Source organism: Bacillus sp. FSL K6-1033, from assembly GCF_038630765.1.
In the GTDB taxonomy this organism is placed as follows: domain Bacteria; phylum Bacillota; class Bacilli; order Bacillales; family Bacillaceae; genus Bacillus; species Bacillus altitudinis.
Genome location: NZ_CP152041.1, coordinates 1,296,454 through 1,312,688, shown reverse-complemented (window position 1 = coordinate 1,312,688; position 16,235 = coordinate 1,296,454). Strand labels below are relative to the sequence as shown.

17 protein-coding genes and 1 riboswitch are annotated in these 16,235 nt (G+C 40.5%); of the genes, 4 read left to right on the top strand and 13 right to left on the bottom strand.

The features are described from left to right. Positions 1-2: 2 nt before the first annotated feature. The 6 genes from MHH31_RS06650 to MHH31_RS06625 all read right to left on the bottom strand — a co-directional run bounded on the left by MHH31_RS06650 (position 3) and on the right by MHH31_RS06625 (position 6,550). Complete coding sequence (locus MHH31_RS06650; RefSeq protein ID WP_342495396.1) at positions 3-1,097, bottom strand: Xaa-Pro peptidase family protein; 1,095 nt, start codon at positions 1,095-1,097, stop codon at positions 3-5. A 104-nt stretch (positions 1,098-1,201) separates the two neighbouring features. Beyond that, complete coding sequence (locus MHH31_RS06645; protein ID WP_047946008.1) at positions 1,202-3,121, bottom strand: heavy metal translocating P-type ATPase; 1,920 nt, start codon at positions 3,119-3,121, stop codon at positions 1,202-1,204. A 295-nt stretch (positions 3,122-3,416) separates the two neighbouring features. Continuing rightward, positions 3,417-3,905, bottom strand: a complete 489-nt coding sequence (stoA, locus tag MHH31_RS06640) for an endospore biogenesis thiol-disulfide oxidoreductase StoA (RefSeq protein ID WP_340959710.1) — start codon at positions 3,903-3,905, stop codon at positions 3,417-3,419. A gap of 54 nt (positions 3,906-3,959) precedes the next feature. Then, positions 3,960-5,276 (bottom strand): polysaccharide biosynthesis protein, encoded by a 1,317-nt coding sequence (locus MHH31_RS06635; RefSeq protein ID WP_073414311.1) that lies wholly within the window; start codon positions 5,274-5,276, stop codon positions 3,960-3,962. A gap of 113 nt (positions 5,277-5,389) precedes the next feature. Then, positions 5,390-6,049: a cell wall hydrolase gene (locus tag MHH31_RS06630; protein WP_342495395.1), complete on the bottom strand. Its 660-nt coding sequence runs from the start codon at positions 6,047-6,049 to the stop codon at positions 5,390-5,392. Positions 6,050-6,355: 306 nt separating this feature from the next. Continuing rightward, a complete protein-coding gene (locus tag MHH31_RS06625) occupies positions 6,356-6,550 on the bottom strand; it encodes a hypothetical protein (RefSeq protein ID WP_008348081.1) in 195 nt (64 codons plus the stop codon). 167 nt (positions 6,551-6,717) lie between these two features. On the opposite strand from MHH31_RS06625, the gene MHH31_RS06620 reads away from it, so the two are divergent. After that, on the top strand, positions 6,718-6,906 hold the full coding sequence (locus MHH31_RS06620) for a DUF2187 family protein (protein WP_003211747.1): 189 nt from the start codon (positions 6,718-6,720) through the stop codon (positions 6,904-6,906). A 124-nt stretch (positions 6,907-7,030) separates the two neighbouring features. On the opposite strand, the gene MHH31_RS06615 is transcribed toward MHH31_RS06620, so the two are convergent. The 6 genes from MHH31_RS06615 to MHH31_RS06590 all read right to left on the bottom strand — a co-directional run bounded on the left by MHH31_RS06615 (position 7,031) and on the right by MHH31_RS06590 (position 11,161). Further along, positions 7,031-7,249, bottom strand: coding sequence for a hypothetical protein (locus tag MHH31_RS06615; protein ID WP_017367128.1), 219 nt, complete (start codon positions 7,247-7,249; stop codon positions 7,031-7,033). A 258-nt stretch (positions 7,250-7,507) separates the two neighbouring features. Further along, positions 7,508-8,005 (bottom strand): preQ(1) synthase, encoded by a 498-nt coding sequence (gene queF / locus MHH31_RS06610; protein WP_003211403.1) that lies wholly within the window; start codon positions 8,003-8,005, stop codon positions 7,508-7,510. A 15-nt stretch (positions 8,006-8,020) separates the two neighbouring features. After that, a complete protein-coding gene (gene queE, locus MHH31_RS06605) occupies positions 8,021-8,752 on the bottom strand; it encodes a 7-carboxy-7-deazaguanine synthase QueE (RefSeq protein WP_047946004.1) in 732 nt (243 codons plus the stop codon). Continuing rightward, complete coding sequence (gene queD / locus MHH31_RS06600) at positions 8,745-9,185, bottom strand: 6-carboxytetrahydropterin synthase QueD (protein ID WP_024719651.1); 441 nt, start codon at positions 9,183-9,185, stop codon at positions 8,745-8,747. Before queD ends, queE begins: the two co-directional genes overlap by 8 nt. After that, positions 9,186-9,842 (bottom strand): 7-cyano-7-deazaguanine synthase QueC, encoded by a 657-nt coding sequence (queC, locus tag MHH31_RS06595; RefSeq protein ID WP_008348090.1) that lies wholly within the window; start codon positions 9,840-9,842, stop codon positions 9,186-9,188. Positions 9,843-10,001: 159 nt separating this feature from the next. Continuing rightward, positions 10,002-10,046, bottom strand: a riboswitch (PreQ1 riboswitch). 71 nt (positions 10,047-10,117) lie between these two features. Then, positions 10,118-11,161: a membrane protein gene (locus MHH31_RS06590; RefSeq protein WP_039169140.1), complete on the bottom strand. Its 1,044-nt coding sequence runs from the start codon at positions 11,159-11,161 to the stop codon at positions 10,118-10,120. Between the two features lie 245 nt (positions 11,162-11,406). Between MHH31_RS06590 and MHH31_RS06585 the strand changes: the two genes are divergently transcribed. The 3 genes from MHH31_RS06585 (at position 11,407) to motB (ending at position 15,629) form a co-directional block, all read left to right on the top strand. Next, a complete protein-coding gene (locus tag MHH31_RS06585; protein ID WP_039169142.1) occupies positions 11,407-13,512 on the top strand; it encodes an ATP-dependent Clp protease ATP-binding subunit in 2,106 nt (701 codons plus the stop codon). 562 nt (positions 13,513-14,074) lie between these two features. Then, complete coding sequence (motA, locus tag MHH31_RS06580; protein ID WP_008346088.1) at positions 14,075-14,869, top strand: flagellar motor stator protein MotA; 795 nt, start codon at positions 14,075-14,077, stop codon at positions 14,867-14,869. Continuing rightward, positions 14,862-15,629 (top strand): flagellar motor protein MotB, encoded by a 768-nt coding sequence (gene motB / locus MHH31_RS06575; protein WP_024719648.1) that lies wholly within the window; start codon positions 14,862-14,864, stop codon positions 15,627-15,629. Before motA ends, motB begins: the two co-directional genes overlap by 8 nt. Positions 15,630-15,661: 32 nt before the next feature. On the opposite strand, the gene MHH31_RS06570 is transcribed toward motB, so the two are convergent. Further along, positions 15,662-16,117 (bottom strand): MarR family transcriptional regulator, encoded by a 456-nt coding sequence (locus MHH31_RS06570; protein WP_003211701.1) that lies wholly within the window; start codon positions 16,115-16,117, stop codon positions 15,662-15,664. Between the last annotated feature and the right edge of the window lie 118 nt (positions 16,118-16,235).

Here is a 16,235-nt window from a genome sequence, read left to right as displayed (position 1 = left end):
CATTACTTGATGATCGTCAACTCTTTTGGATAATTGGTTAAGGTGACTGGGCCATCTTTTGTAATGAGAACATCGTCTTCAATTCTAACCCCGCCGACTCCTGGTACATAAATACCCGGCTCGATCGTATAGACCATCCCTTCTTTTAGAAGGTCATCATTTGCTTGACTCATAGAAGGGAACTCATGAACAGAAACCCCGAGTCCATGCCCTAGACGATGCGGGAAGTATTCGCCATATCCTGCTTCTGCGATCAGCCCTCTTGCTTTTAAGTCAAGGTCACCAATTCTCACACCCGGCTGGCTCATATCAAGTGCTGCCAATTCGGCTTTCAAGACGGTGTTGTAAATATCTTTTTGTTGTTCAGACGCTTCTTGATAGATGAAGGTTCTTGTAATATCTGAACAATAGCCATCCACAATCACGCCGAGGTCAAATAAAACAAAATCACCTTTTTTCAAGGCTGCCTGCCCCGGATTTCCATGAGGTTCTCCTGATTTTTCTCCGAATAGTACCATGGTTGAAAAGGACATGCCCTGAATGCCTTTTTTCTTCAGTTCATATTCGATGACAGCAAGAACTTCGGTTTCCGTCACCCCTTCTTTTAGGGCATGAACCCCAATTTTGACGCCTTCGTCTGCCAATTGAGCAGCTTTTTTCAATGTTTCAATTTCAGCTTCGTCTTTAATTAGTCTTAGCTGATTGAGCACACCTTCTGCCCGGACAAATGTTTCTGCCCCAGTGACAGCTTGGAGCTGCTCTGCTCTTTGCAAAGGAATGGATTCTTTTTCAATCGCTAGGCGAGTCGCTTTTACTCCTCGTTTTTCTAGTGCCTTTTGTATGAAATCAAAGGGGTTTTCATGGTCTTCATATCCAATGAGATCTCCAGCCCATCCCGCATTTTTTGCTTGCTCAACTTCCATCTTAGGCAAAATGAAAAATGGATCTGCTTCCTCAAAAACAAACAGCCCCATCACTCTTTCATGCGGCTCTGTGAAGTATCCAGATAGATAGAATACATTCTCCTTTGTATGTATAAATGCACCTTGAATGTCTTTTTTCTTAAGCCAAGAAGACAAGTTTTTCATTCGATTCATCGTGATCCTCCTCACACGTTTGACTACTGATCTATTGTATCAGTTTTCACTGTATTTCGCACAAAAGCGCACTGACCTAAAGCCAGTGCGCTTTTGTGATTTGCTTAAGAAGCACGAAGCAAACGAAGTCCGTTTAAAATAACCAAAATCGTACTGCCTTCATGCCCAATGACACCAAAAGGTAAATCAAGAACTTGTAAGAAATTCGCACAGATTAACAAACAAATAACTGTTAATGAAAAGATGATGTTTTGTTTAATGATTCGGTTCATCTTTCTTGAAAGACGGATCATCTTTGTCAGATTGTTTAAGTTATTTTTCATTAAAATGAGGTCTGCTGTTTCTAAAGCAACATCTGTGCCTCCGCCCATTGCGACGCCAACATCTGCTGTGGCGAGTGCCGGTGCATCATTGATTCCATCTCCGACCATAATGATCGAATCACCTTGTTTTTTCAGTTGATTGACTTCATGTACCTTTTCATCTGGAAGACATTCAGCGACAACGGTTTGGATGCCTGCTTCCTCTGCAATCGCTTCAGCTGTTTTTTGCTGATCCCCTGTGAGCATGACGGTTTGGATGCCTAAATCATTCAGCTCCTGAATCATTTTTTTGGCTTCAGGTCTGATTTGATCCTTCAAACCGAGACAGCCGACGACTTCTTGATTTTTTTGAACATAGACAACTGTATATCCTTTGGATGAAAGAACATCACCATTCTCTTCAATGTCACGGTCCATTGCAGCTTTTCCGGCAAAATCTTTCTTCCCAATCCGCCATGTGTCCTCATTTAATTGTGCTTCCACACCAAAACCTGATGTTTCTTCAATGGTTACGTGGGCTGCCCGCTCTGTATGATGCTCTTTTGCCATATCAGAAATGGCTTTAGCTAATGGATGGTTTGACTGACTTTCAATTTGATAGAGTGCATGATAAAAGGTCGATTCATCTTGCCCTTTTGCCAAGACCACTTTTTCAACAGCTGGTTTTCCACTTGTAATCGTACCCGTTTTATCAAATGCAATCATCGTACTTGTGCCCAGTTTTTCTAAAAAGACACTTCCTTTTACAAGCATACCGTTTCTTGCACCGTTTGAGATGAGTGAAAGAGCTGCTGGCATAATTGAGGCAACAAGTGCACAAGGCGAGGCAACTACCATAAACACCATCGCACGGTAAAACGTTTCACTCATGCTCCAGCCAAGTACAAAATGAGGCAGGAACATTAAAATCGCCACAGTGATGAGCACACCTTTTACATAGGCACCTTCAAATTTTTCAATAAATGCTTGGCTTGGCGATACACTTTCTTGTGCAGATTCCACCAGCTTAATGATTTTATGAAAAAGTGTTTCTTCATTATGTTTTGTTACTTCTACTGTTAATGAACCATTTAAATTCACTGTTCCTGCAAACACATCTTCCCCTTGCCCTTTTTCCTGAGGCACCGATTCACCCGTTAAGGCAGATTCGTCTACACTTGTTCTTCCGCTCATGATCACACCATCTGCTGCAATTCGTTCGCCCGCTTTGATTAAAATACGGTCGCCTGGCGTAAGTGAAGAAGCAGCGATTTGGATGGTGGTGCCATCTTCTTCAATTAAAGTGGCTTCATCTGGAGCGATACTCATTAAGGCCGTTAAGTCTTTTTTACTTTTATTTGACGTATACGTTTCTAGCGCACCGCTGAGCGAAAAAATAAAAATTAAAATGGCGCCCTCTGCCCAGTAGCCAATGATCGCTGAGCCTATCGCAGCAAATATCATTAAAAGTTCTACATTTAATGTCTTGGATGAAATGGTTTCTTCAATTCCTTCCTTTGCCTTTGCAAAACCACCAATAACAAAAGCAAGAATGAAAAGAGGAATACTCCACATCGTTTCATCCTTTAGAAACCATCCAATCAAGATGAGAATCCCCGAAATGCCTGCTGCGATTAATTCCCCGTGCTGTGCCCATTTTTGAAAGAGCGAGTTGGATCCCTTTTGATCTGTCGTTTGATAAAGTGCTGTATTCTCATTCATGATTACTTTCTCCTCTCTAATTGATAATGATTTTCACATTATCAATCGTTGCCCGTTCCGTTTATCATCTATATTTTCTGCTATTTCAAGCTTTTTATAGGTCTGTAACTCATTATAACAGGTTCTGATCAATTTTCAATTAATAATTATTATAATTTCTTTTTGATAATAATTATCATTATTAGTGTCCGACATTTCTTCCTCTTTCTGAGCACATTTTATTCATCTGAAAGGTAATTGAACACAAAAAAGAACCAACGGATCGCCCATTGGTTCTTTACAGAAAGCTTGTGTTCTACGAATTTGTCCACTCTTTGATTTGTTTTTTCGTCAGCGGACCTACATGGTTTTTGACCACTTCACCCTTTTCATTGATGAAAAAAGTCGTCGGGATCGTAATAATTTGGTATTTCTTCATCATTTCGCCGTGCTCATCGAGAACGATCGGAAATGTGAACTTTCTGTCTTTCACAAATTGGGCAACTGCATGCTTGCTTTGCTCAGCACCAAGTAAATTCACAGTTAGTATGTCTACATCACTTTGATTTTCTTTCACGATCTGTTCAAAGGCTGGCAGCTCCATTTTGCAGGACGGGCACCACGTTGTCCAAAAATGCAGAATGGTCCGCTTCCCTTTCACCGGGATCACCTGCGTTTCACCTGTTAATGTAGGAGCTTCTATCCTCGGCGCCATTACAGGCTCTTTTGCTTCAGCCTCTATGTTCATCAGAAATAAAAGAAGGGTCATCATGAGAAGACTGGCGGGTAGATATTTAAAATTCATCAGCATCTTCCTTCCTGATTTTCCTATAGCTTGCCCGCTAGCTGCACATGACATTCAAGCTTTTTTCAATGTAAGAAACATGGAGACGCCGAGTTCCTTGCAAATCGTCGCATAATGCAAAGCCGTTAATAGCAGCATCCCCGTGTTCATTCCTAAGATAACGCCCATCATATTTAAGGATTCGATGGATCCTAGGAAATACACCATAGAGAACGACACCACGTGCACCCATATATTATGTAGGAACACATCTTTAATGAGACCCATACCAATTAAGCACGCTTGAAACGGCATGACGAACAGGTGGCATAAGAAATAAGGCCATAGCAGCTGCAAGTAGACGGCTGCTTGAGGTGAGTCAAAAAAGAGCTGCGTGAGCGGATAAGCGAAATAATACATGATCATCACGGCTGGCACCCCATAGCCAAACGTAATGAGAATCGCTTGTCTGACACGTTTTTTCACGAGATCATACTGCCCCAAGGCATAGGCTTCTGATACATTCGGAATCATCACAATCATAATGGAATGAGCGATAAACGCCGGAAAAAAACCGATCGACATCGCTACACCAGCAAGCATTCCGTAATGATCAACAGCAAGCGTACCAGAAATGCCCGCTGCAACGAGGGCTCCTTTGATTAAAAACGGTTCAATCGCATTGGCAATGGCATGAAAGATACGCATACCTGTTGTCGGGATGGAGACTGCTAACAAACGTTTTCTGACGTCAATCCCTCTTAACTCAACCGATCTGACATTCACAGCATTTTTTGCCATGACGTATTGGGAATATAAATAGATAAAGACGACGAGATCACTTGCAACAATCACACCAATCGCGATAAGCACCGCTGTTTCAATATCAAACGAATACCAATGAAAAAACAAAAATAAACAGATAAGCTGGATCGTTTTTTTCAGCATATTGGCTAGAGCAATTCTGCCCATTTGCTGCTTGCCCATAAAATAGCCGCGTGCAATGGACGTAAATGCGATGATTGGAATAAGTGACAGAACCAAGCCCTTCATCAGCGGATGATACGATTGAAATACAGGAATGAAAGGCAGTACAATGGCTGCTATTGTCGTTGTTGTGCATGTCACCACAAGCGTCATTTTAAATGCATGGCGAAGCATACTTTTATGAAGCCGCTCATGCGATTCTGCAATGAATTTAGAAATGGAGACTGGCAGCTCTAAGCTGGCGATCACAAGAACAAGCATGATGATGGGAAGGATGCTCATATATAAACCCATTCCATGTTCTCCAAGCTCTCTCGCTAAAATCATATTGACTAAAAACTCGATACACTCAGCAATGAAAGCTGCGACAGATAGCAGAATGACCCCTTTTACAAATCGATTCATGTAGCCTCCCCTTGTCTAAAAGCAAATTCTTTTCACATTCTATGAGACAAGTCCTGAAAATATTTTAATAATTGAAGACAAAAAAACAGCGACTGATTGATCGCTGCTTTTCTTTACACTGCAAACACGTGACGGCCAATGCGTTCTACAATTTTACGAGAACGAATCCAGTTATCTGTCGCCGTTTTTGGATTATAAAAATAAATCGCCTTTGTTGTTCTGTCATCTTCTTTGACAACCTGCTTCACAGCTTTTACGGAATCCTGGTCTGCCTTATCATTGATACTTCCATTTGATACGGGCTGGAAGGCATTTCGCTGATAAATCACGCCTCTGACACTGTCAGGAAAAGAACGGTGTTCCACGCGGTTTAAGACGACGCTTGCTACAGCTTTTTTCCCTGCGTAAGATTCACCTTTTGCTTCGGCATGTACCAACCGAGAAAGCAAGTCCATTTCTTCATTAGAATAGTGTGATTCATTTCTTGAGCTTGCTGGCTTTGCCGTTTCCTTTTTCTTCGGCTTCGGCCTCGGTTTTGATGCCTTTTCCTCTGTTGATGTGCTTAGCATTTTCACTTTCGGCTGATGTTTCTCCTCTGAAAACGCTGGAATCACGGTAAGCTTATTATCTTGATCTATATATGAAAGCTGATGCTTTTCAGGTGCTTGTTCAAGTTTCTGACTTAATGTGCCCTCTTGCTCTTGTATATTGTCCATCTTGATCGCTGAGATGAGCATAAGGATGGCAAAAAGAGCTGTATGAATTTTGATCATTCGCCTCATTCCTCCCTTAATTAATGTAGGCCGTAAGATACTTGTCCACTCTAACAAGAGCTTCTTCTATTTTCACGCACAAAGATTTTCATGCCTGTCCAAATTCCGTCATTAAATGGCATGTCCTAGTTGAAATACGCATGAACTGGTAATGTAAGCGTTTAATATAGTCTCTTTTTAGCCTATAATCATCCTTATGCTCCTGATTATGGGTTATTACATTTTCTTTTCATATGTATCAAGCTGGTTTGAAGTGTGACAAAAGAACCAAAATAAAAAGCTTTTTCTCATGAATGAGAAAAAGCTTTAGCTTCTTGCTTCTTTAAGATATTCAAAAATAACATCTCCACCATGCTTGGCGATTCCGCGAAAATGTTTAAAATCATCTTGATTGACCAATACAGAACGAAATGTTAAAAAATCATCCTTTTGAATGGTCACTTGTTTTTCAGTACCATTCCGTAATGATTCTAGTATTGTGTTGATGTGTTCTTCAGTCAAAAAAACCGCTCCTTTTCAGCCTTGATCAAATATTAAATATACCATTCGTTTTCAAAGCGTACAACGAAAACGAAAGAAAAACGTCTTTATCCTTTACATTGGTATGAAAATATTGCAAAATACTTTTTAATAGGGAATGAAATCTGTTTTTAAAGGAGAGGGATCGGTTGAAGATTGCAAAAATTGGGAATGTGATCGAATTTAGAAATGGTTTAACAGGTGTAGTTGAAAAAGTGAATGAAAACTCTGTTATTGTGGATGTCACCATTATGGACAACTATAGAGATTTAGAACTGGATTCACTAACAGTCGTTAATCATAAAAACTATAAAATCATCAAAGACTCCGTACATTAATTTGCAATCCTCAATTCAGACTACCGTTACATAAAGATATACACAGCAAAGCTGACTCGTGTCACAGCTCTGTTCTCTTTTGACCATCACATATGAAAAAGGCTGACAACCATATAAAGTGGCGTCAGTCTTTTTGCGCGTGAAAGGTTTGCATTTCCGCTTTTGTTTTGTACATATCAACTTCTTCAGGTGTTATCACGCCTTTATCAATTAAAAGGGCGATCACTCCAAGTAATGTGGAGGCACTCCATTTATATCGTTCTTTGTTTTGATGTTCAAGCATCTGAAGCTCTTCCCTTAATTCCATTAGCAGCTTCTCTGTTTTGTCTTCTTTGTTTGCCAACACAAACGCCTCCATTTTCATTCGCTCGTTTCAATTTTATCTTAAAGTAAATATATGAAGAATAAAAGCATGATACACCTTTACAAACATACGTTCTGTCGTGTATACTATACATACGAGCTGGTAGCCCCCAGCCGTCCTAGCAAGTTCTATTCCTATTGGTATGAGAAGAGTGACATGACTCTTCTCTTTTTTTATGTGCCATCATAATCTATTCCATAAAAAAAGACATGTCATCCACATGTCTTTTCTTATTTATTAGCGATTATCAATCGTTTCTGGATACATATCGTGATTCATCATACGATACGATGCCATCTCTTCATACTTTGTCCCAGGTTTTCCGTAGTTCGTATACGGATCAATTGAAATACCGCCTCTTGGTGTAAATTTGCCCCATACTTCGATATATCTTGGGTCCATTAATTCAATGAGGTCGTTCATGATAATATTCATACAATCCTCATGGAAGTCACCGTGATTACGGAAGCTGAACAAATATAATTTTAATGATTTACTTTCGACCATGATTTCATTTGGGATGTAGCTGATATACACGGTCGCAAAATCTGGCTGCCCTGTTTGCGGGCAAAGGGATGTGAATTCTGGGCAGTTGAATTTCACAAAATAATCTCTATTCGTATGTTTATTCGGGAACGTTTCAAGCACTTGTGGTGCATAGTCAAACAAGTAATTGGTCCCCTGATTTCCTAGTAAAGTGACACCTTCTAATTCTTCTGGTTTTCTTGTCGTCATTTTGTCTCTTCCTTTCTATACGCCTCGTTTATTTCCCCACAATAGCGTGTGCAGTTGTGGTAAGACTCTCACACGATTCAAATCAGGATCTTGCGCTACTTGATCTACAAGCATTTCGTATTTCTTTAATAAGTGCGTTAATAAGTACGCATCATCAGCTGTTGTTGTATCATCATTTCCCACCTGCAAATAAAAGGGGAGTTCTGGGTATTTCGCATGGACATCCTTTGCATAGGCTAGATCAAGATCATCAAAGATCACGACCTTCAGGCTTGCATGTTGCAACCTGTTTCCCTTTTTCAATTCATCTATGATACGCGTAAGTTTCGTAAAATCTGTTTTCATATTTGAACTTGGTGGTTTTGGAGAAATGGTTAAATCATCTATCTTCAAAAACCAATCTTGATACATCGTTCCCTGCGTTTCAAGCGCCGTATCAATTCCTTCTTCATGCAATAAATCAATAAGTGATTCCATTTGTTTCAAGAGCGCAGGATTCCCACCTGAAATGGTGACATGAGAAAATGCCTTTCCACCTATTCTCTTCAGCTCTTTTACAATGTCCTCTGCCTGAAGCCACTGAATATCATGCTTAGCTGATCCATCCCATGTAAAAGCTGAATCACACCAGCTGCAAGAGTAGTCACAGCCAGCCGTTCTGACAAACATGGTTTTTTGACCAATAACCATTCCTTCTCCTTGAATGGTCGGACCAAAGATTTCTAAGACAGGAATCGCTTTAGTCATTGAGCTCAACTCGTTTCGGACGGTAAATGCAGTAGCTTGTTGGTGTCTCTCTGACAAAAACTTGAACACATACTGGTTTGTTCGCTAAAGTCGTTAAATATGCGGCCACTTTATCATACACAGTCTTTGCGACAACCTCAGTGGTTGGCATCGCGTATGGATCATTTGATGAGAATTCTTCATGGTCATTGAGCAGTGTATGGTCGTACTGTCCATGAATGAGTTTTTTTAGCGTGCTAAAATTCACAAGGAAACCTGAATCATCTAGATGATCTCCTGCAATCGTAATGTTAATCGTATACGTATGACCATGTACACGGCTACAAGCGCCAGCATCTTCTCTCGGGATAAAATGGGCTGCCGATACATGCATATCTTTATTCAATTCAAACGAAAATGGATGATTCGTCTGTGGATAGATTTGAGAAAGCATTTAGTTCGCCTCCTTCATGTCCATATAAGTGTCATAGCCATTTTTCCGAAGCTTACATGCAGGACATTCCCCGCAGCCATCAGAAATGATGCCATTATAGCAAGTGAGTGTTTCATTTTTCACAAAATCTAGCGCATTCAGTTCATCAGCCAGTTTCCACGTTTCAGCTTTATTCAGCCACATGAGCGGCGTATGGATGACAAATGGTTTTTCCATTGCCAAATTCACCGTGACGTTACAAGATTTCACAAACTCATCTCGGCAATCTGGGTAGCCGCTAAAGTCTGTCTCGCACACACCCGTGATAATATGACGTGCTCCAATTTGATACGCAAGAATGGATGCAAAGGATAAGAAAACTAAGTTTCTCCCCGGAACAAATGTGGAAGGCAGTTCTCCTTCCTTTTCTTCAATATCAATGTCATCTCTTGTTAAGGCATTGGGTGCAAGCTGATTTAAAAGAGACATATCTAATAGATGATTTTTCACACCTAGCTTGTCAGCAATTCTTTTGGCAACATCAATTTCTTCTTGATGACGCTGATTATAATGAAAGGTTACCGTTTCAACCTCTTTAAATTGTTGAAGTGCCCATAGTAAACATGTCGTACTGTCTTGTCCCCCGCTAAAGACAACGACCGCTTTTTCATTTTTCATTTTTCCTTTTCCTCCTTTTGCAGACCCGTACCTCCGCACAAAGCTGCATCTGAAAGGTTCATGAAAACCCCTATTTTTCTCAAAAGAAAAGACACCTTTACATGTGTATGAGGTGTCCCAGCCATAAAAAATAAAAAATGCCACATCCAAGGATACGGCAAGTCCTTAGTTTTTTATAGAGGGTTTTGCTAGAACCTCTCCCGTTTTCACGGATTTTTGTTCAATTTTCACAGAGGATAGTGTACCACATAATTGGTGTACAAGCTATCCCTTCTTTACTTATCACGTGATGCAGGCACTTTTTTCAGACAAAGAAAGAGGATAAAAAAGATACTGACATAGCCAAAAACAGGGTAAACCGTTGAAATGAGTGTGCCGTATCCAATTTTACTGATGACATAACAGCAAAGCAGAATAAAGGATATCGTATACATACTGTTCAATCGGATATACGCCCTCACCTGTCTTTCGAGACCGTATAAATTTCCTATAACGGATGTAAAGACTTCACCAAAGATCACGAATAAATAGATGAGATGAATGGAGTTTGCGACTTGATACACCACTTGGGCCATCGGAATATCATACGCTTCCAGCATTTCTAATGAAGAAAGGGATAAAAAGCAGGCGAGCAGAATGAGTGTCAGCATCAGACCTCCAAGCACCGCTCCCCTTTTTATGACGGCTTCGGATGTCATTTCGTTTGCAACCGGCACTAATACGGCTTGAGACAGCGCTAAATTAAATGCACCATATGAAATCGCAGACAACATCCATTCGCCCTCTCCCATTTGCAGCCCCAGAACGTGGCTTTCACCGCTACTAAACACAAATGAATCTAGAAACACAATCAGCGAAAAGAAAATCAGCATTGGAACGACAAGTACATTGACACCAAATAACCCTTTTGAACCTTTAAAAAGGACAATGACACTTAAAATAATCGTTAAAAAAATACCATATTCTTTTGAGATGCCAAGTTGTTCTTCAAAAATAGCGCCTGCGCCAGAAATCATCACTGACGTCACACCTAGTAAAATAAAAAACATGGCGATGTTAATATATCGACTCGCAGCAGCTCCAAATAAAAACCGATTCATATCTTGATAAGACTCCGCTTCAATTCGTTTGGAAATAAGCATCATTTTTGCGCCAAGGCCGGTAAAAATAACACCGCTAATCAAAATCCCGATCAATCCAATCCAGCCAAAACGAACAAAAAATTCTACGATTTCTTTTCCTGTCGCAAACCCAGCTCCAACCACTGTTCCTACATATACAAAGGCAAGCTGAAAAGCGGATTCATTTGAACGTTTCATATGACCCCTCCGCACCCATCACTTTCGATTGTCTCTTTTTTATCCTATGAAACAAGTTCCTTGAAAAGAAGGACAAACCATGATTAAATGCAAAAAAGGATTTTTCATTCAGCTATGAGCAAAACAGTTGAAAGTCAAAATAGGTCAGAGTATACTATAGTCAAAGATGGTCAAACAACAGACCATTTTATTTAACATTCATTGGTCAAATAAAGTCAAACTTTATTTTAAGGAGGTCATGGCTCATGCGTTGTCAACATTGTCAAGTAAATGAAGCAACTATTCGCCTGAATATGCAAGTAAATTCGTCCCGTAGCCAAATGGTTTTATGTGAAGACTGCTATACCTCTTTGATGGAACAGTCAAAAATGAAAATGGGTCCTAACCTTTTCGGGGGCGGTTCATTCTTCTCTGAGCAAGCAGGACATGCGACGAGCCAAGAGCGGCCTAAACAAAAAGGCTTACTCGATGAGCTTGGCCGGAACTTAACGGATGGCGCACATGCTGGTTTAATCGATCCTGTCATTGGCCGTGATGAAGAAGTCACAAGAGTCATTGAGATTTTAAATAGAAGAAATAAAAACAATCCTGTCCTCATTGGTGAACCTGGTGTTGGTAAAACGGCCATAGCCGAAGGACTAGCACTAAAAATTGCAAATGGAGATGTACCAAATAAATTAAAGAACAAACAAGTTTATTTATTAGATGTCTCTTCACTTGTGGCAAACACAGGTGTACGTGGTCAATTTGAGGAACGGATGAAGCAATTAATCAAAGAATTGCAAAGCCGTAAAAATATCATCTTATTCGTTGATGAAATTCATCTTCTTGTAGGCGCAGGCTCTGCCGAAGGGTCAATGGATGCCGGAAACATTTTGAAACCAGCTCTAGCTCGAGGGGAACTGCAGCTAGTAGGTGCGACAACATTAAAAGAGTATCGTCAGATTGAAAAAGATGCTGCCCTTGAACGCAGGTTCCAACCTGTCATCGTTGATGAGCCAACACAGGATGAAGCATTCGAGATCTTAAAAGGCATTCAGGATAAGTATGAAGCCTATCATGGCGTCACCTATTCTGACGAAGCCATTAAAGCGTGTGTTCAATTATCTTCGCGGTATATTCAAGACCGCCACTTGCCAGATAAAGCCATTGATTTAATGGATGAAGCAGGTTCAAAAGCGAATCTCTCCATTGATGCAGCAAGTGAAGATGAATTAACAAACCGTCTTGCGCAAATTGCCGCTGAAAAACAAGCCGCTTTAAATGAAGAACGCTATGAAAAAGCAGCGAAGCTTCGAGACGAAGAAGAAGCGATTGAAGCGAGATTGCAAAACAAAACAAATGACAAAGAACATGTCGTCACAGCTGAGGACATTCAGTCGATTGTAGAACAAAAAACAGGTATCCCTGTCGGCAAACTACAAGCAGACGAACAAACAAAAATGAAAGAAATTGATGTCCGCTTAAAAGCCCGCGTCATTGGTCAGGAACATGCGGTTGAAAAAGTGGCGAAAGCCGTAAAAAGAAGCAGAGCCGGCTTAAAATCAAAACACAGACCAACTGGCTCCTTCCTATTCGTTGGGCCAACAGGCGTCGGGAAAACCGAATTGTCTAAAACATTAGCGGAAGAATTATTTGGCTCAAAAGAAGCGATCATTCGTTTAGATATGAGTGAATACATGGAGAAACACTCCGTGTCCAAAATCATCGGTTCTCCTCCTGGTTACGTTGGACATGATGAAGCCGGACAGCTCACGGAAAAGGTTCGCAGAAAACCATACAGCATCATTTTGCTCGATGAAATCGAAAAAGCGCACCCTGATGTCCAGCATATGTTCCTTCAAATCATGGAAGATGGTCGTCTAACAGACAGCCAAGGCAGAACCGTCAGCTTTAAAGACACAGTCATCATTATGACAAGTAACGCTGGCAGCACAGATAAAAAAGCGGTCAAAGTCGGATTCCAGTCTGAACAAGAAGAAGCCATCGAAGAACAATCATTGATTGATTCGCTGAGCGCTTATTTCAAACCGGAATTCTTGAACCGTTTTGACAGCATCATTCAGTTTGATTCATTAGATAAAGACGATTTAGTCAAAATTGTGGATCTTCTGCTCAAAGATTTGTCAGAGCAGTTAAAAGAACAAAATCTAACTGTTCACGTCACAAACGAAGCGAAAGAAAAAATCGCTGAACTTGGTTATCATCCAGCATTTGGGGCTCGTCCGTTACGAAGAACGATTCAAGAGCATGTTGAGGATCAAATGACGGACATCTTGCTTGAAGAAGAACAACTTACTGGATTTACAGTCGATGTTGAACATGACGAAATTGTTGTGAAAAAGAGCTAAGTACATCCTAAGGAGGATCTTCAGCTCCATCATGTTGCAGTGTCTAAATTCCATCTGAGCGCCGACGCTCCCCCGCCTCTTTTCCTTTACGATAAAAGAAAAAGAGGTGGATTACATGGATCACATGATCAATTGGAACTACGATTTGATCAAAATCATACATGAAGAAAAATTAAAAGAATTGCTCTTAGATGAAACAGCTCAAAAAAGATGAAGTTTCCAGATTGTTGACAAAGGGCTAAAATGAACTTGATTTTAGCCCTTTGTCTTCTTTTCAGCGTGATAGAAAACCTTTGCAGTCTAGGAAGGACAGCTACTTGTGCGGAGCGAATTTGGCATTCGTGAGCACCAGAGCGCAGGACTGACAAAGAATGCGAGGGTTTGTCTACACGCTGAAAACTCCCTTTTATATGAGAGAGTTTCTTTTTTTACGGCTTTCAGAAAGCGCTTTCGTCAAAATTTCTTCACATAAACTGTCTTAATTTTATATTCTGACTAAAACCCTTCTAGAAGACACCGATATTAACTATAGAAAAAGATAGTTAAAGGATTTGGTGAGATAATGGACAAAACATCGTTAATTGGTATTATTTTAGCATTTATTGCACTGAGTGTCGGTATGGTTTTGAAAGGTGTGAGTCTAACCGCTCTTATCAACCCGGCGGCTATATTGATCATTGTGGTTGGGACAATTTCAGCTGTTGTCATTGCCTTCCCATCTAGTGAAATTAAGAAAACACCAAAATTATTCGGCAAAATTTTCAAAGATAGCAAGCTTCCAACGATACAAGAAATGATTCCTCTATTTTCAAACTGGGCACAAATTGCTCGTCGTGAAGGTCTTTTGGCATTAGAGGCAAATCTTGAGGAAGTCGATGACGATTTTCTAAAGAACGGCTTAAGCATGGCAGTTGACGGTCAAAGTGCTGAATTTATTCGCGACGTCTTAACTGAAGAAGTCGATGCCATGTCGGAGAGACATCAGTCAGGCGCATTAATCTTTACACAAGCTGGTACATACGCTCCGACTCTAGGGGTACTTGGTGCCGTTGTCGGACTTATTGCCGCACTTGCAAACATGGGAGACATTGAAGCACTTGGACATGCGATTAGTGCTGCCTTCGTCGCCACACTGCTTGGGATTTTTACAGGGTATGTGTTGTGGCATCCATTTGCCAACAAGCTGAAGCGTAAATCAAAGGAAGAAGTAAAGCTTCGTCTCATTATGATTGAAGGGATTCTTTCTGTCCTTGAAGGCCAGTCTCCAAAGGTCATTGAGCAAAAACTTCTGATGTACTTACCAGCAAAAGAACGTGCAAATCTTGTCATTGAAGAAGGAGAAAAACAGAATGGCTAGGAAACGTAAAAAACATGATCATGAAGACCATGTAGATGAGTCTTGGCTGATCCCTTACGCCGATCTTCTTACGCTTCTTCTCGCCCTCTTCATTGTGCTGTTTGCATCTAGCTCCATTGATGCGGCAAAATATGAACAGATGGCTAAATCGTTTAATGTTGTCTTTACTGGCGGCACTGGCGTAATGGACCAATCAAGCATGCAGAGCACCGAAGAAACAGAAAACAGCAATCAAACCAAAAAATCAGCAGAAGATGAAGAAGAAGAAGCAAAAGCGAAAGCTCGTGACCAAGCGGTATTAACAAAGGTTAAAAAGCAAGTAGATTCATTCATTGCGGATAAAAAACTTGGTTCGAAGCTTGAAACAAAGCTGACGGATGAAGGTCTGCTTATTACAATTGAAGACAGCATCTTCTTTGATTCTGGGCGAGCGGTGATCCGCTCGCAGGATGTTCCGTTAGCCAAAGAAATATCAAAGCTGCTCGTCATTAACCCTGCTCGTGATATCGTCATTAGCGGACATACAGATAACGTTCCGATTCGGAATTCTGAATTTGAATCCAACTGGTATTTAAGCGCCATTCGTGCGGTCAACTTTTTAAATATTCTCCTTGAAAACAGCAACCTAGACCAAGAGAACTTTAGCACAAAAGGTTACGGTGAATTTAAACCGATTGCCTCTAACGATACCGCAGAAGGCAGAAGTAAAAACAGACGCGTCGAAGTTCTTATTTTACCAATTGAGAAAAAAGCAAAATAAAAAGGAAGCCAACGGCTTCCTTTTTTATGTGTTTATTCTTTATGATCATATAAATGCTTGGCACGCAGTCCTACATGTTTGAGCATATCGATGCAGGCATCCTTTTCCTCTTCACTAAGCACACTGATCATCTCGTGAATCTCTTTTGCATGATCTGGGAAGATGTCATCAAGTAAAGCTCTTCCCTGCTCCGTAATATGTGCAAATGTCACCCTGCGGTCTTCTGCACAAGCTTTCCGGCTAAGGAGTTCTTTTTTCTCCAATTTATCAACCACATACGTGATGCTTCCGCTTGCGAGTAAGATCTTATCACCTATTTGCTGAAGCGGCTGATCACCTTTATGATACAGCAATTCTAATACAGCAAATTCAGTCGGATTCAGACCATGTTTCACAATATGTTTGTTCATGTGGTGATTAATGGAGCGATAGGCACGTGATAGTACAATAAATAATTTCAAAGATTTCTCAACATTATGATTTTCCATTTTTTATCATCCTTTATGAAATGCAACCCACTAATGTGACATTAATAAACAATAAGTAAAATGTCAACATGTTGATCCATTTTTAGCATGAAAAAGAGACCAGAACGAATCACCTAAT

Bases quoted from the DNA above. Each gene is read 5' to 3' on its own strand.
- queF (WP_003211403.1), bottom strand. From the start codon at position 8,005: ATGACGACAAGAAAACCAGAAGAATTAGAAGGTGTCACTTTACTAGGA.
- queE (WP_047946004.1), bottom strand. From the start codon at position 8,752: ATGACTAAAGCGATTCCTGTCTTAGAAATCTTTGGTCCGACCATTCAA.
- MHH31_RS06585 (WP_039169142.1), top strand. From the start codon at position 11,407: ATGCGTTGTCAACATTGTCAAGTAAATGAAGCAACTATTCGCCTGAAT.
- MHH31_RS06635 (WP_073414311.1), bottom strand. From the start codon at position 5,276: ATGAATCGATTTGTAAAAGGGGTCATTCTGCTATCTGTCGCAGCTTTC.
- MHH31_RS06650 (WP_342495396.1), bottom strand. From the start codon at position 1,097: ATGAATCGAATGAAAAACTTGTCTTCTTGGCTTAAGAAAAAAGACATT.
- queC (WP_008348090.1), bottom strand. From the start codon at position 9,842: ATGAAAAATGAAAAAGCGGTCGTTGTCTTTAGCGGGGGACAAGACAGT.
- MHH31_RS06570 (WP_003211701.1), bottom strand. From the start codon at position 16,117: ATGGAAAATCATAATGTTGAGAAATCTTTGAAATTATTTATTGTACTA.
- MHH31_RS06630 (WP_342495395.1), bottom strand. From the start codon at position 6,049: ATGATCAAAATTCATACAGCTCTTTTTGCCATCCTTATGCTCATCTCA.
- MHH31_RS06645 (WP_047946008.1), bottom strand. From the start codon at position 3,121: ATGAATGAGAATACAGCACTTTATCAAACGACAGATCAAAAGGGATCC.
- MHH31_RS06590 (WP_039169140.1), bottom strand. From the start codon at position 11,161: ATGAAACGTTCAAATGAATCCGCTTTTCAGCTTGCCTTTGTATATGTA.
- motA (WP_008346088.1), top strand. From the start codon at position 14,075: ATGGACAAAACATCGTTAATTGGTATTATTTTAGCATTTATTGCACTG.
- stoA (WP_340959710.1), bottom strand. From the start codon at position 3,905: ATGAATTTTAAATATCTACCCGCCAGTCTTCTCATGATGACCCTTCTT.
- queD (WP_024719651.1), bottom strand. From the start codon at position 9,185: ATGCTTTCTCAAATCTATCCACAGACGAATCATCCATTTTCGTTTGAA.
- motB (WP_024719648.1), top strand. From the start codon at position 14,862: ATGGCTAGGAAACGTAAAAAACATGATCATGAAGACCATGTAGATGAG.